Source organism: Streptomyces inusitatus, assembly GCF_014651115.1.
GTDB classification, from domain to species: domain Bacteria; phylum Actinomycetota; class Actinomycetes; order Streptomycetales; family Streptomycetaceae; genus Streptomyces; species Streptomyces amakusaensis.
In genome coordinates this window covers 14,478-27,675 of record NZ_BMWG01000035.1, presented here as the reverse complement: position 1 = coordinate 27,675, position 13,198 = coordinate 14,478, and the positions used below count along the sequence as shown (strand labels likewise).

At 71.9% G+C, this 13,198-nt stretch carries 13 protein-coding genes; 3 read left to right on the top strand and 10 right to left on the bottom strand.

Annotation, left to right across the window (positions count from 1 at the left end; genetic code table 11):
* Positions 1-71: 71 nt before the first annotated feature.
* The 9 genes from ruvA to pgsA form a co-directional block, all read right to left on the bottom strand.
* Positions 72-686: a Holliday junction branch migration protein RuvA gene (ruvA, locus tag IE247_RS32260; RefSeq protein WP_190126910.1), complete on the bottom strand. Its 615-nt coding sequence runs from the start codon at positions 684-686 to the stop codon at positions 72-74.
* On the bottom strand, positions 683-1,237 hold the full coding sequence (ruvC, locus tag IE247_RS32255; protein WP_190126909.1) for a crossover junction endodeoxyribonuclease RuvC: 555 nt from the start codon (positions 1,235-1,237) through the stop codon (positions 683-685). Before ruvC ends, ruvA begins: the two co-directional genes overlap by 4 nt.
* 115 nt (positions 1,238-1,352) lie before the next feature.
* Positions 1,353-2,105 (bottom strand): YebC/PmpR family DNA-binding transcriptional regulator, encoded by a 753-nt coding sequence (locus tag IE247_RS32250; RefSeq protein WP_190126908.1) that lies wholly within the window; start codon positions 2,103-2,105, stop codon positions 1,353-1,355.
* 74 nt (positions 2,106-2,179) lie between these two features.
* Entirely contained in the window at positions 2,180-2,779 is a 600-nt protein-coding gene (pdxT, locus tag IE247_RS32245) for a pyridoxal 5'-phosphate synthase glutaminase subunit PdxT (protein WP_190126907.1), read from the bottom strand.
* Positions 2,779-3,702, bottom strand: a complete 924-nt coding sequence (pdxS, locus tag IE247_RS32240; RefSeq protein WP_190126906.1) for a pyridoxal 5'-phosphate synthase lyase subunit PdxS — start codon at positions 3,700-3,702, stop codon at positions 2,779-2,781. The genes pdxT and pdxS overlap by 1 nt, the downstream gene beginning before the upstream one ends.
* 158 nt (positions 3,703-3,860) lie before the next feature.
* A complete protein-coding gene (locus tag IE247_RS32235; protein ID WP_190126905.1) occupies positions 3,861-4,406 on the bottom strand; it encodes a hypothetical protein in 546 nt (181 codons plus the stop codon).
* Positions 4,407-4,535: 129 nt separating this feature from the next.
* The gene (locus IE247_RS32230; RefSeq protein WP_190126904.1) at positions 4,536-5,696 is read right to left on the bottom strand and encodes a glycosyltransferase family 4 protein; all 1,161 of its coding nucleotides are present in this window, start codon (positions 5,694-5,696) and stop codon (positions 4,536-4,538) included.
* Positions 5,693-6,610: a phosphatidylinositol mannoside acyltransferase gene (locus IE247_RS32225; RefSeq protein ID WP_190126903.1), complete on the bottom strand. Its 918-nt coding sequence runs from the start codon at positions 6,608-6,610 to the stop codon at positions 5,693-5,695. The genes IE247_RS32230 and IE247_RS32225 overlap by 4 nt, the downstream gene beginning before the upstream one ends.
* The gene (gene pgsA, locus IE247_RS32220) at positions 6,607-7,314 is read right to left on the bottom strand and encodes a phosphatidylinositol phosphate synthase (protein ID WP_190126902.1); all 708 of its coding nucleotides are present in this window, start codon (positions 7,312-7,314) and stop codon (positions 6,607-6,609) included. The genes IE247_RS32225 and pgsA overlap by 4 nt, the downstream gene beginning before the upstream one ends.
* 373 nt (positions 7,315-7,687) lie before the next feature.
* Here pgsA and IE247_RS32215 point away from each other — a divergent pair, with 373 nt between their 5' ends.
* Complete coding sequence (locus IE247_RS32215) at positions 7,688-9,898, top strand: elongation factor G-like protein EF-G2 (protein ID WP_190126901.1); 2,211 nt, start codon at positions 7,688-7,690, stop codon at positions 9,896-9,898.
* 231 nt (positions 9,899-10,129) lie between these two features.
* Entirely contained in the window at positions 10,130-11,785 is a 1,656-nt protein-coding gene (locus tag IE247_RS32210) for an AbeC-like domain-containing protein (protein WP_190126900.1), read from the top strand.
* Positions 11,786-11,870: 85 nt separating this feature from the next.
* Here IE247_RS32210 and IE247_RS32205 read toward each other — a convergent pair whose 3' ends face one another.
* Entirely contained in the window at positions 11,871-12,431 is a 561-nt protein-coding gene (locus IE247_RS32205) for an HIT family protein (protein ID WP_190126899.1), read from the bottom strand.
* Positions 12,432-12,496: 65 nt separating this feature from the next.
* On the opposite strand from IE247_RS32205, the gene IE247_RS32200 reads away from it, so the two are divergent.
* On the top strand, positions 12,497-13,192 hold the full coding sequence (locus tag IE247_RS32200) for a potassium channel family protein (protein WP_190126898.1): 696 nt from the start codon (positions 12,497-12,499) through the stop codon (positions 13,190-13,192).
* Positions 13,193-13,198: the final 6 nt, after the last annotated feature.

The window sequence follows — 13,198 nt, the reverse complement described above, 5'->3', positions numbered from 1 at the left end:
TGAGTGTGTGCCTCGTGTGGTGAGGGCGGCGGGGCCGCCGGGGTGCGGGATTCCTGCGGGCGGGGCGCGGGTCAGCGGGTGCGGTTGAGGGTCTGGAGGGCGGCTTTGAGGAGGTGGCCGACCTGGGGGGCGCCGGGGGCGGCCTCGGCCTGGGGGGTGACGGCGGTGACCGCCTCGTCGGCCTCGCGGGGGGCGTAGCCGAGGCCGATCAGGGCGGCGTGGAGCTGCTCGCGCCAGGAGGGCGCGGCGGCGGCCGGGCCGCGGCGCTGGGCGGGCGCGCCCAGGGGTTCGCCGAGGCGGTCCTTCAGTTCGAGCAGCAGCTTCTGCGCGCCTCGTTTGCCGATGCCGGGGACGGCGGTCAGCGCCTTCTCGTCGGCGGTGGCGACGGCGAGGCGCAGGGCGTCGGGGGTGTGCACGGAGAGCATGGCCTGGGCGAGCCGGGGGCCGACTCCGCTGGCGGTCTGGAGCAGCTCGAAGGTCTGGCGCTCGTCGTCGTCGGCGAAGCCGTAGAGGGTGAGGGAGTCCTCGCGGACCACCAGGGAGGTGGCGAGCCTGGCCTCCGCGCCGATCCGGAGTCCGGCGAGGGTGTGGGGGGTGCACTGGACGGCCATGCCGACGCCGCCGACCTCGACGACCGCGGTGGTGGGGGCGAGGGCGGCAACGGTGCCGCTCACGGAGGCGATCATGCGGTACGGCCTTTCGGTGCGGGGCGGGCGGCCTTGGGTGCGGTGTGCAGGGCGACGGCCCGCTGGAGGCGGTTCTGCGCGGGGGCGCGCCAGATGTGGCAGATGGCGAGGGCGAGGGCGTCGGCCGCGTCGGCGGGTCTGGGCGGGGCGTCGAGCCTGAGCAGTCGGGTCACCATCGCGCCGACCTGCGCCTTGTCGGCGCGGCCGCTTCCGGTGACGGCGGCCTTGACCTCGCTGGGGGTGTGCAGGGCGACGGGGATGCCCCGGCGGGAGGCGCAGAGCATGGCAATGGCGCTGGCCTGGGCGGTGCCCATCACCGTACGGACGTTGTGCTGGCTGAAGACCCGCTCGACCGCGACGTACTCGGGGCGGTGTTCGTCGAGCCAGCGCTCGATGCCCGCCTCGATGGCGACCAGCCGGCTGCCCAGCTCGGCGTCGGCGGCGGTGCGCACGACTCCGACGCCGAGCATGGTGAGCGGGCGGCCGGCGACGCCCTCGACCACGCCGACACCGCAGCGGGTCAGCCCTGGGTCCACCCCGAGCACGCGCACGCCGCCCCTCCTTCGGTCATCTGTTTGTGCAGGCTATCCGGCGGCACTGACAACGGAGACGGGAAAGGGCGGCCCGGCGGGTGTTTCCCCCGCCGGGCCGCCCTTCGCGTCCGGGTCAGGCGTCGACCTTCTCCATGACCTCGTCGGAGATGTCGAAGTTGGCGAAGACGTTCTGGACGTCGTCGCTGTCCTCCAGCGCGTCGATCAGCTTGAAGATCTTGCGCGCGCCCTCTTCGTCCAGCTCGACCTGCATGGTCGGGACGAAGTTGGCCTCGGCCGAGTCATAGTCGATGCCCTCGGTCTGGAGGGCGGTGCGGACCGCGACCAGGTCGGTGGCCTCGCTGAGCACCTCGAAGGACTCGCCCAGGTCGTTGACCTCTTCCGCGCCGGCGTCCAGGACCGCGCCGAGGACGTCGTCCTCGGTCAGCTCGCCCTTGGGGACGATCACGACGCCCTTGCGGTTGAAGAGGTAGGAGACCGAGCCGGGGTCGGCCATCGAGCCGCCGTTGCGGGTCATGGCGACCCGGACGTCGGACGCGGCGCGGTTGCGGTTGTCGGTGAGGCACTCGATCAGGACCGCGACGCCGTTCGGCCCGTAGCCCTCGTACATGATCGTCTCGTAGTCGGCGCCGCCGGCCTCAAGGCCCGCGCCGCGCTTGACCGCGGAGTCGATGTTCTTGTTGGGGACCGACTGCTTCTTCGCCTTCTGGATGGCGTCGAAGAGGGTCGGGTTGCCCTCGATGTCGGCCCCGCCGGTACGGGCCGCGACCTCGATGTGCTTGATCAGCTTCGCGAAGAGCTTGCCGCGCTTGGCGTCGATCACGGCCTTCTTGTGCTTCGTCGTAGCCCATTTAGAGTGGCCGGACATCTGCCTGTCTCCTTCGCGTTACCCATTGCTGCTGCGTTGCTGCTGCGTTCGGCAGAGATCCTACCGGGAGCGCGTCATCCCGCGGCGCGCACCATCTCCGCGAAGAGGCCGTGGACGCGGTGGTCCCCGGTGAGCTCCGGGTGGAACGACGTCGCCAGGGCGTTGCCCTGCCGTACGGCGACGATGTGGCCGCGGTGCTCGGCGAGCACCTCGACCGGCGCGCCCACCGACTCCACCCAGGGGGCGCGGATGAAGACGCCCTCCACCGGGCCGCCGGGCACACCGGCCAGTTCCACCGCGGCCTCGAAGGACTCGTTCTGGCGGCCGAAGGCGTTGCGGCGGACGATCATGTCGATGCCGCCGAAGGTCTCCTGCCCCGAGCGGGGGTCGAGGATCTTGTCGGCGAGCATGATCAGGCCGGCGCAGCTGCCGTAGACGGGCATTCCGGCGGCGATCCGCTCACGCAGCGGTTCCGTCATGCCGAAGAGGGCGGCCAGTTTGGAGATGGTGGTGGACTCCCCGCCGGGGATCACCAGGCCGTCGACCTCGGCCAGCTCCCCGGGGCGTCTGACCGGCCCGGCCGCGGCTCCCGCCGCGGTCAGGGCGGCCAAGTGCTCCCGTACATCGCCCTGGAGGGCGAGAACCCCGATACGGGGGGTGCCGGGAGCGGTCATCACCAGCCCCGGTTGGCGTAGCGCTCGGACTCGGGGAGGGTGTCGCAGTTGATGCCGACCATGGCCTCGCCCAGGTTGCGGGAGGCATCCGCGATGATCTTGGGGTCGTCGTAGAAGGTGGTGGCCTTCACGATGGCGGCGGCGCGCTTGGCCGGGTCGCCGGACTTGAAGATGCCGGATCCGACGAAGACGCCCTCGGCGCCGAGCTGGCGCATCAGCGCGGCGTCGGCGGGGGTGGCGACACCGCCGGCCGAGAAGAGGACCACCGGCAGCTTGCCCAGCTCGGAGACCTCCTTGACCAGCTCGTAGGGGGCTCGCAGCTCCTTGGCGGCGGCGAACAGCTCGTTGTTGTCGTAGCCGCGCAGCCGGGCGATCTCGTTCTTGATCTGGCGCAGGTGGCGGACGGCCTCCACGACATTGCCGGTGCCGGCCTCGCCCTTGGAGCGGATCATGGCCGCGCCCTCGGCGATGCGGCGCAGGGCCTCTCCGAGGTTGGTGGCGCCGCAGACGAAGGGGGTGGTGAAGGCCCACTTGTCGGAGTGGTTGACCTCGTCGGCGGGGGTCAGCACCTCGGACTCGTCGATGTAGTCGACGCCGAGGGACTGGAGGACCTGGGCCTCCACGAAGTGGCCGATGCGGGACTTGGCCATCACGGGGATGGAGACCGCCTCGATGATCTCCTCGATCATGTTCGGGTCCGACATCCGGGCCACTCCGCCGTCCTTGCGGATGTCGGCGGGGACGCGCTCCAGGGCCATCACGGCGACGGCTCCCGCGTCCTCGGCGATCTTCGCCTGCTCGGCGTTGACCACGTCCATGATGACGCCGCCCTTGAGCTGCTCGGCCATGCCTCGCTTGACGCGGGCGGTGCCGGTCGCCGGGCCGTCGGCGGGCTGCGGGGTGGGGATGAGCGTGCTGGACACGGAGAGACCTCACTCATGGGGATGGGGATAAGGATGCGCCCGGTGTTGCGGTGCGTAACCGATGGAACATCCGCGGACCAGTCCACAGCAAGGGCCAATGAATAGGCGGTGGATCGTTTTGTCGACTCCCGGGGGCGCCGGCCGCTTTCCGGCCCCGATCAGCTGCCGGGGCGGTCCGCCAGCGCGGTCGGGGGCTCGTCGTCCATCTCGAAGGCCAGCGGGAAGGGTGCGTGGCCGGCCAGCCGGAACCAGCGGACCTTGCGGTGGCGGCGCAGCGCGCGGGCGGCGCGCACCGCGTCGTTGTGGAAGCGCCGGGCCATCGGGACACGGCGGACGGCCTGCGCCAGCTCCAGGGTGGCGTCCTCGCCGCCGGGGACCTGGCGTACGGCCTCCACCTGCGCGGCCTCCTCGAAGACGGCTCTCAGTGCGGCGCTCAGCTCGCTCTCGGCGACCTCGCGCTGCTCCTCCTCGGCCTGCCGGGCGGCGTGCGCGGCCTCGTACAGCACGATCGAGGCGGCGGGGTCGAGCACTCCGGCGGTGGCGAGTTCCTGGGTGACCGACGCACGGCGCAGCAGCTGGGCGTCGAGGGCGGCGCGGGCGGCGTCGATACGAGTGTGGAGGCGGTCGAGGCGGCCGGCGGTCCAGCTGAGGTAGAGGCCGATGGTGAGGAGGGCGGCGAGGGTCCAGATGAGCGTTGCGGTCACGGCGGGTAAGGGTACCGGGGTAGGGGGGGTGGGTTTCGGTTTGTGGTCGGGGCGCCGCCCCGAACCCCGCGCCTCAATCTCCCCCTGGCTTCGCCGGGGGGACCCCCAGCGGGGCTTGAATTGACGTGGTCAGTTTCTGGCGAGGCCGAAGCGGGTGCGGAAGGAGGGGCGGTCGTCGGTGGCGACGGAGGTGGTGCCGTCGGTGACGGTTTCGTAGACGGAGAGGATGTCGGCGCCGACGGTGGACCAGTCGAAGCGGCGGACGTGGGCGCTGCCGCGGGCGCGGAGTTCGGCGCGGCGGGCGGGGTCGTCGAGGAGGCGGAGGGCGGCGGCGGCGAGGGCGTCGGCGTCCTCGTTGGCGAAGAGTTCGCCGGCCGCGCCCTGGTCGAGGACCTGGGTGAAGGCGTCGAGGTCGCTGGCGAGGACGGGGGCGCCCGCGGACATCGCCTCCACGAGGATGATGCCGAAGCTCTCGCCGCCGGTGTTGGGGGCGACGTAGACGTCGACGCTGCGCAGCAGCCGGGCCTTGTCCTCGTCGCTGACCATGCCGAGGAATTCCACGCGGGAGCGCATCTCCTTGGGCAGGGCGGCGACCGCCTCCTCCTCGTCGCCCCGGCCCGCGACGAGGAGCCGGGTGGCGGGGCGGGCGGCGAGGATCGCGGGGAGCGCGCGCATGAGGACGGGGAGGCCCTTGCGGGGCTCGTCGATCCGGCCGATGAAGCCGATGGTGTCGCCCTGCCACTCCGGCTTGGGCTCGACCCGGTCGAAGAAGCCGACGTCGACGCCGTTGGGGATGACCACCGCGTCGCCGCCGAGGTGTTCGACGAGGGTGCGCCGGGCGTACTCGCTGACCGCGATCCGGGCGCTGATCTTCTCCAGGGCGGGCTGGAGGATCGGATACGCGGCGATCATGGCGCGGGAGCGCGGGTTGGAGGTGTGGAAGGTGGCCACGATGGGGCCCTGCGCGGCCCAGCAGGCGAGCAGTCCGAGCGAGGGCGAGGTGGGCTCGTGGATGTGGATGACGTCGAAGGTGCCGTCGTGGAGCCAGCGTCTGACGCGGGCGGCCGAGAGGAAGCCGAAATTGAGCCGGGCGACCGAGCCGTTGTACGGGACGGGCACGGCGCGGCCCGCCGAGACCACGAACGGCGGCAGCGGGGTCTCGTCGTCGGCCGGGGCGAGCACGGAGACCTCGTGGCCGAGCCGGATCAGATGGTCGGCGAGGTCCCTGATGTGGAACTGGACGCCGCCGGGCACGTCCCAGGAGTACGGGCAGACGATGCCGATCCTCATGTGCGATCCTCCCCGGCCCGGGGTTCCAGGTCCGCGAGCCACAGCCGCTGGAGCATGTGCCAGTCCTCCGGGTGTTCGGCGACCCCCTGGGCGTAGACGCCGGCGAGGGCCTGGGTCATGGCCGACGTGCGCTCCGCCCTGGTGCCCTCGGCGGGTATCTCCAGGGGCGGGTGGATCTCACCGTGCAGCACGGGCTCCTCGCCGTACCAGAGGGTGACCGGCAGCAGCAGCGCGCCGGTGTGCTGGGCGAGCAGCGCGGGTCCGGCGGGCATACGGGTGCGCTCGCCGAAGTAGTCGACCTCGACGCCCGAGGACGAGAGGTCGCGGTCGGCGACCAGACAGATCAGGCCGCCGGAGCGGAGCCGGCGGGCCAGGGTGCCGAAGGCCGCGCCGCCCGCATGGGGCAGCACCTCCATGCCCAGGCTCTCGCGGTAGGCCACGAAGCGGTCGTACAGCGATTCCGGCTTCAGCCGTTCGGCGACGGTGGTGAAGGGGATGCCGAGGGTCCGGGTGACCCAGACGCCCGCGAGGTCCCAGTTGGCCAGGTGCGGCAGGGCGACGATGACGCCCCGGCCGGCGGCGAGGCCGTCCGTCAGATGGTGGGCGCCCTTGATGTCCACGTTGTCGCGGACCTTGTCGGCGCTCCAGGAGGGCAGCCGGAAGGACTCCATCCAGTACCGCATGTAGGAGCGCATCCCGGCGCGGGACAGCTCGGCGAGGCGCTCGGGCCCGGCGTCCGGGACGACGCGGGCGAGGTTGGACTCCAATCGGAGCACTCCCTGGCCGCGCCGCTTCCACGCGGTGTCCGCGATCTTGCGGCCGAGGGCGGAGGCGACGGGCTCGGGCAGCTTCTTGACCGCGCCCCAGCCCACTCCGTACAGCCCGTCCATGAGACGGTCGCGCGCGGCGCTCATGTCGCCTCGGTCTCGCTCTGGGCGGCGGAACCGGCGGCACCAGCACCCGCACCCGCACCGGCGGCCTCAGCCGCGGCCGCGGCTTCGGCGGACTCCCGGCGGACGGTCACGACCCGCTGTCCCAGGGTCACCGCGCTGCCGATGGCGACGATCCACAGGGCGATCGGGAGCAGTACGTCCACTCCGGGCACCCCGAAGGCGCCCAGACCGGCGACACCGGCGGCGACCAGCGAGATCACCAGGCGCTCGGCGCGCTCGATCAGACCGTTGACGGCGACCGGCAGACCGATCGCCTCGCCGCGGGCCTTGGTGTACGAGACGACCTGGCCGCTCGCGAGGCAGAAGATCGACACCGCGCAGAGGACGTTGTTGTCGCCCTCGCCCGCGTACCAGAGCGCGAAGCCGCCGAAGATCGCTCCGTCGGCGACCCGGTCGAGGGTGGAGTCGAGGAAGGCGCCCCAGGGGCTGGAGGTGCCCGCCTGGCGCGCCATGTTGCCGTCGATCAGATCCGAGAACACGAAAAGCGTGATGACGATCGTGCCCCAGAAGAACTCTCCCCTGGGGAAGAAGACCAAAGCACCCGCCATCACTCCGGCCGTTCCGATGAGAGTGACCGCGTCGGGGCTCACTCCACGGCGGAGCAGAAATGCGGCGAACGGTGTGAGGACACGCGTGAAGAATGCACGCGCGTACTTGTTCAGCATGGCCTTCCCGAGGTTCGGTGGGCCGTGTGGCCCCATTGGCCACCGGCTGGCCCATCGTAGCCAGGACCGGGGCGGTCCACCGCCGGGACCCGAGGCGCGCCGGGGCCGCTCGTACATCCGCGCGGTGCCGCGCGACGTATGGACGGGTCCCGGGCCGAGTGGAAAGCTCGAAGGACGACCGGAAGCTGGAAGCTCGGACAGAAGACGATCGCGGGCAGCGGCGGAGCCGCCCCGGGACGCCGTCCGGAGACCGCGTCCACGGCTCCGCGACCCCGTCCGGAGGTCATCCGCGCGGATGTGCCCGCGCCCGCGACCCCTCTCCTCGCACCCTCCGCCGCGGGCAATCGACCGGATCGATCGGGAGGCACAGACCATGGGCGACAAGGCGCACGCACACCCCGGGGCCGCCGGCAGGGCAAGAGCGGCCGACCAGCCCTCATCCGTACGGAATGTGGTGCTGGTCGGCCACAGCGGTGCCGGCAAGACCACCCTGACCGAGGCTCTCGCGCTCACGGCGGGCGCGCTGAACCGGGCGGGCCGGGTCGAGGACGGCGCGACGGTCTCCGACTACGACGAGATCGAGCACCGTCAGCAGCGTTCCGTACAGCTCTCGCTCGTCCCGGTCGAATGGGCCGGGTACAAGATCAATCTGCTGGACACCCCGGGGTACGCCGACTTCGTCGGGGAGCTGCGGGCCGGTCTGCGCGCGGCGGACGCGGCCCTCTTCGTGGTGTCGGCGGCGCAGGACGCGGGGGCGGTGGCGAGCGCGACCCGGGCGGTGTGGGAGGAGTGCGCGGCGGTCGGCATGCCGCGCGCGATCGTCGTCACCCATCTGGAGACCGCGCGGACCGGCTACGAGGAGCTGACCCGTGTCTGCGGGGAGATCTTCGGCCGGGACGACCCGGACGCGGTGCTGCCGCTGTATCTGCCGCAGTACGGGAGCCCCGGCCCGGACGGGCACGCGCCGGTGACCGGGCTGGTCGGGCTGCTGTCCCGGCGGATCTTCGACTACTCCTCGGGGGAGCGGAAGGAGATCCCGCCCGATCCGGAGCAGGCCCCGCTGATCGCGAAGGCCCGGGACCGGCTGATCGAGGGGATCATCGCGGAGAGCGAGGACGAGACGCTCATGGACCGCTATCTCGACGGCGCGGACATCGATCTCTCCACCCTGATCGCCGATCTGGAGAAGGCCGTGGCCCGGGGCGTCTTCCACCCGGTGCTCGCGGCGGCACCGGCGGCCGAGGGCGCGCGGCAAGGGCTGGGCACGGTCGAGCTGCTGGAGCTGATCACCGGCGGCTTCCCCAGCCCGCTGGAGCCCGAGTGCCCCCTCGTCACCACCCCGGAGGGCGCGCCGCGCGCCAGGGTGAGCTGCGACCCCGAGGGTCCGCTGGTGGCCGAGGTGGTGAAGACCGCGTCCGATCCGTATGTGGGCCGGATCTCCCTGGTGCGCGTCTTCTCCGGCACCCTGCGCCCGGACGAGACGGTGCATGTCTCCGGGCACGGGCTCGCCGACCGGGGCCACGAGGACCATGATGTGGACGAGCGGGTGGGCGCGCTCTCCTCGCCCTTCGGCAAGCACCAGCGGCCGCTGGACCGGGCCGTCGCCGGGGATCTCGCCGCCGTCGCCAGGCTCTCGCGCGCGGAGACCGGCGACACCCTCTCCGCCAGGGACGACCCGCTGCTGATGGCGGCCTGGGCGATGCCCGATCCGCTGCTGCCGCTGGCGCTCCAGGCGCACAGCAAGGCGGACGAGGACCGGCTCTCGCAGGGGCTGGCCCGGCTGGTCGCCGAGGATCCGACAATGCGCCTGGAGCAGAACCGGGCGACGCGCCAGGTGGTGCTCTGGTGTCTGGGCGAGGCCCACGCCGATGTGGCGCTGGAGCGGCTGCGCGGCCGCTTCGGCGTCCAGGTCGACGTCGTCCCGCACCTGGTGCCGCTGCGGGAGACCTTCGGCGGGCGGGCGGCCGGGCGCGGGCGGCATGTGAAGCAGTCCGGCGGGCACGGGCAGTACGCGATCTGCGAGATCGAGGTGGAGCCGCTGCCCGCCGGGTCGGGCATCGAGTTCGTGGACAAGGTGGTGGGCGGGGCGGTGCCCCGGCAGTTCATCCCCTCCGTCGAGAAGGGGGTGCGCGCCCAGGCGGCGCGCGGGCTCGCCGCCGGGCATCCGCTGGTGGATGTGCGGATCACGCTCCTCGACGGCAAGGCGCACTCGGTGGACTCCTCCGACGCCGCCTTCCAGACGGCGGGCGCGCTGGCGCTGCGGGAGGCGGCGGCCGACTGCTCGATCCAGCTGCTGGAGCCGGTGGCCGAGGTCGAGGTGACGGTCCCGGACGAGTACGTCGGGCAGGTGATGAGCGATCTGTCGGGGCGGCGCGGCCGGGTCGTCGGCACCGAGCAGTCCACCGGGGCTCGGACCGTGGTGCGGGCCGAGGTGCCGGAGATCGAGATCGGCAGATACGCGGTCGATCTGCGCTCCGTCTCCCACGGCACGGGCCGCTTCAGCCGCTCGTACGCCCGTCATGAGCCGATGCCCCCGCAGATCGCCGAGCGGGTGCGCGAACAGGCCGGGAACGCGCCCCGGTAACGCTTCCGCGCGCCGGGACGCGCTCCCGAACGCGTCCCCGGCGCACGGCGGTCGCCGCCCGCCCCTCCCCCGTACGGGCGGGCGGCGATTCCGGTCGGCTCCTCAACTCCCATGACGCCGGGGACGTGCCCCCGATACCCTGAGATGCCCCAGCCCAGCAGGTGTACGGGGCGTGACAGTCGGGAACAGGCCGCAAGAGCGGACGGCAGGCGGCGATGTTGGGGGCGGTAAGTGGCGAGCGACGGTTTCGATTTCAGTCCCGGAGCACAGGTCCCGCTCATGGGCTCGGCGGGACAGACCGCGGCGACGAATGCGCTGGCCTCGGCCGCGTACCGCGACAGCCCGGCCGAGGAGATCCTCAAGGCCAACAGCGAGTGGCACAAGTCGGAGGTGAAGAAGGGGAAGTTCTCCCTCTTCGAACCCAATCTCGGTGAGGCGTTCTCCAACGCGGTACGGGTGCGGATGCTCGGCGGCGCGCGCGGCGCGCTGATCCAGTCCTTCGGCACCGACCCCCAGACGGTGGTCGAGCACTGCCTCGCGGCCAGTCACATCCGCAAGGAGCGGGACACCAAACTGAGCGTCATCATGGCGGTGTGCGGGCTGCTCTTCCTGCCCGGACTGCTGCTGTGGATGGGCGTCTTCCAGCTCCGGCGGACCATCGCGGGCTCCGCGAACAAGCGCGCGGGGACGCTCGGCACCCTGCTGCTGGTCGCCATCGGCGGGCTGGCCCTGATTCTGCTGCTCCGGCTGCCGTTCACCGGCTTCTGGGGCTACTACCTGCGCGGCATGATCGTCGCCCCGGTGATCGGCTGGCTGCTGGCCAGGCGGATCTGCGAGGCCACCGCGAAGGATCTGCGGGAGCGCTGGGACGGACTGCTCTCCGGCGGCGGCATCGGGGCCAAGACGCCCGACACGGTGCCCGGCGGCCCCCATGACTCGGCGCGCGAGCAGCTCCGCCAGGGGCTGGAGAAGCTGAGCGCCGAACAGCGCTCCAACTCGGTCTTCTACGCCGGTCCCAAGGGGATACTGGGCATGGGCACCCGGTGGGGCAGCTGGCAGATGGCCGAGGAGCTGGTCTCCAAGGTGCCGGGCAAGGAGATCAACCAGTTCCGCAGCTGGGACGTCATAAGGGCGATCCACGACAAGCTGAAGCTGCTGGAGCGCGGCCCGCTGAACTCCGGGGGTTTCCCCGCCCCTTCGGTCAAGCACTGGATCGTCTCCCCGGTCGGCGAGAACGCCGGCTCGGTGTCCCGGCCGGAGGGCCAGGAGGTGGAGTCGTTCCAGATCAAGGGCCATGAAATACAGCGCATCTGCAACCATCAGCAGTTCGGCAGCGGCGACCGGCACTATCTGGGCGTGCAGTTCACCCTCTGGGACGGCCAGCTGGTGATCACCATGATGATCACCGTGACGGTGCTCCACGAGACCCTGCGCGTCGAGGTCACCGGGCACGCGCTCGGCCCGGTGCACGGCTTCTTCACCACCAAGTCATCCCCGAAGACGGTCACGGTCAACAAGACCATCCGCTTCTGGGAGACCCGGACCCGGACCCTGCCCCTGGTGGAGACCCGCGAGGTGGTCCGGCTGATGGTGCGCGCGCCCCTCACCTGGTACCCGCCGCTGCTGGAGTTCCTCGGCGGCAAGCTGGCGCTGCCCGAGCCGTTCGGGCTGCGGCACGCCTGGGCGGAGAAGCCCTGGCGGCACCGGTTCATGGCCGACGACGCGATGCGCGCGGCCACCCCCGTACTGCGGGTGGCGCACGCGGCGGCGCTGCGGGTGCTGGAGGAGAACGGCGTGGACACCGACCGCTTCGCGGGCCGTTCGATGGCCGTGAGCGGCGCGGTGCAGGACCCGGCCCCCAAGAAGGCGGATCTGTACGACGCCTAGACGCGTAACGGATGACGGACGGTGGCACGACGCCCCGGGCGGAGATTCTCCCGCCCGGGGCGTCGTGCGTACGGCCGCTGAGAGGTTACGCGCGGGGCCAGGCGTCGGCGAGCATCGCCCTGGTGTCCGCGAGGAGCTGCGGCAGCACCTTGGTGTGGCCGACGACGGGCATGAAGTTGGTGTCCCCGCCCCATCTCGGGACGATGTGCTGATGCAGATGCGCGGCGATGCCCGCACCCGCCGAGACGCCCTGGTTCATCCCGATGTTGAAGCCGTGCGCCCCCGAGGCGGCCCGCAGCGCGGTCATCGCCCGCTTGGTGAAGACCGCCAGCTCGGCGGTCTCGCTCTCGTCCAGCTCGGTGTAGTCGGCGACGTGCCGGAAGGGCACCACCATGAGATGCCCGCCGTTGTACGGGTAGAGGTTGAGCACCGCGTACACGGAGGAACCGCGCGCGATCACCAGCCCGTCCTCGTCCGACTTCGCGGGGATGGAGCAGAAGGGGCAGCCGTCACCGGCCTCGGGCCCGCTCGGCTTGTTCTCCCCCTGGATGTACGCCATCCGGTGGGGCGTCCACAGGCGCTGGAACGCGTCGGGCGTTCCCACTCCGATCTGCTGCTCCGGCTCACTCGTCATGCTGTGCAGCATATGGCTTCGCCCCCGGGGAGCGTGTCGCCGGGGGCGGGCTCCCCGGCCCCGGCGATGCTGGGGCGATGGACGAAGCAGTGGACGAAGAGCTGGGCGAAGAGAGCCGGCTGTGGAGCTGGCGCCGGCGCATGGAAGTCCCGCTGTTCGCGGCGTCGGTGGCCTTTCTGGGCTGTTACGCGGTCAGAGTGCTGGCCGAGGGGCTGCCCGAGGGCTGGCGGGACGCCCTGCTGGCGGTGACCTACGCGTCCTGGGCGCTGTTCCTCGTGGACTATCTGGTGCAGTGGCGGCTGAGCGGCCAGGGCCCCGGCTATGTCCGGCGCCATCCGCTGGACGCGCTCGTGGTGCTGCTGCCGCTGCTGCGCCCGCTGCGGATCATGCGGATCTACGAGTCGGTCCGGCACCGCCACGCCCATGCCCGGCTCTCGCTGTACGCCCGGGTGATCGCGTACGCCGGGATGTCGGCGGTGCTGCTGGGCTTCGCGGGCGCGCTCACGGTCTACGCCGAGGAGCGCGGAGCGCCGGGGGCCACGATCCGGACGTTCGGGGACTCGGTGTGGTGGGCCTGCTCGACGCTGACGACGGTCGGGTACGGGGATGTCGCCCCGGTGACCCCGAAGGGCCGGGTGGTGGCGACGGTGATGATGGCCGGGGGGCTGGCGCTGCTGGGGGCGGTGACGGGGTCGTTCTCCTCGTGGCTGATCCAGTCCTTCACGCTGGAGGAGGACAGAAGGCCCCCGGGGAGCTCCCCGGGGGCCTTCTGAGCGGCT

What these genes read in the sequence shown, in the direction of transcription:
- ruvA (WP_190126910.1), bottom strand. Translation starts at nt 686, where the DNA reads ATGATCGCCTCCGTGAGCGGCACCGTTGCCGCCCTCGCCCCCACCACC.
- IE247_RS32250 (WP_190126908.1), bottom strand. Translation starts at nt 2,105, where the DNA reads ATGTCCGGCCACTCTAAATGGGCTACGACGAAGCACAAGAAGGCCGTG.
- pdxT (WP_190126907.1), bottom strand. Translation starts at nt 2,779, where the DNA reads ATGACCGCTCCCGGCACCCCCCGTATCGGGGTTCTCGCCCTCCAGGGC.
- IE247_RS32230 (WP_190126904.1), bottom strand. Translation starts at nt 5,696, where the DNA reads ATGAGGATCGGCATCGTCTGCCCGTACTCCTGGGACGTGCCCGGCGGC.
- IE247_RS32225 (WP_190126903.1), bottom strand. Translation starts at nt 6,610, where the DNA reads ATGAGCGCCGCGCGCGACCGTCTCATGGACGGGCTGTACGGAGTGGGC.
- pgsA (WP_190126902.1), bottom strand. Translation starts at nt 7,314, where the DNA reads ATGCTGAACAAGTACGCGCGTGCATTCTTCACGCGTGTCCTCACACCG.
- IE247_RS32215 (WP_190126901.1), top strand. Translation starts at nt 7,688, where the DNA reads ATGGGCGACAAGGCGCACGCACACCCCGGGGCCGCCGGCAGGGCAAGA.
- IE247_RS32205 (WP_190126899.1), bottom strand. Translation starts at nt 12,431, where the DNA reads ATGCTGCACAGCATGACGAGTGAGCCGGAGCAGCAGATCGGAGTGGGA.
- IE247_RS32200 (WP_190126898.1), top strand. Translation starts at nt 12,497, where the DNA reads ATGGACGAAGCAGTGGACGAAGAGCTGGGCGAAGAGAGCCGGCTGTGG.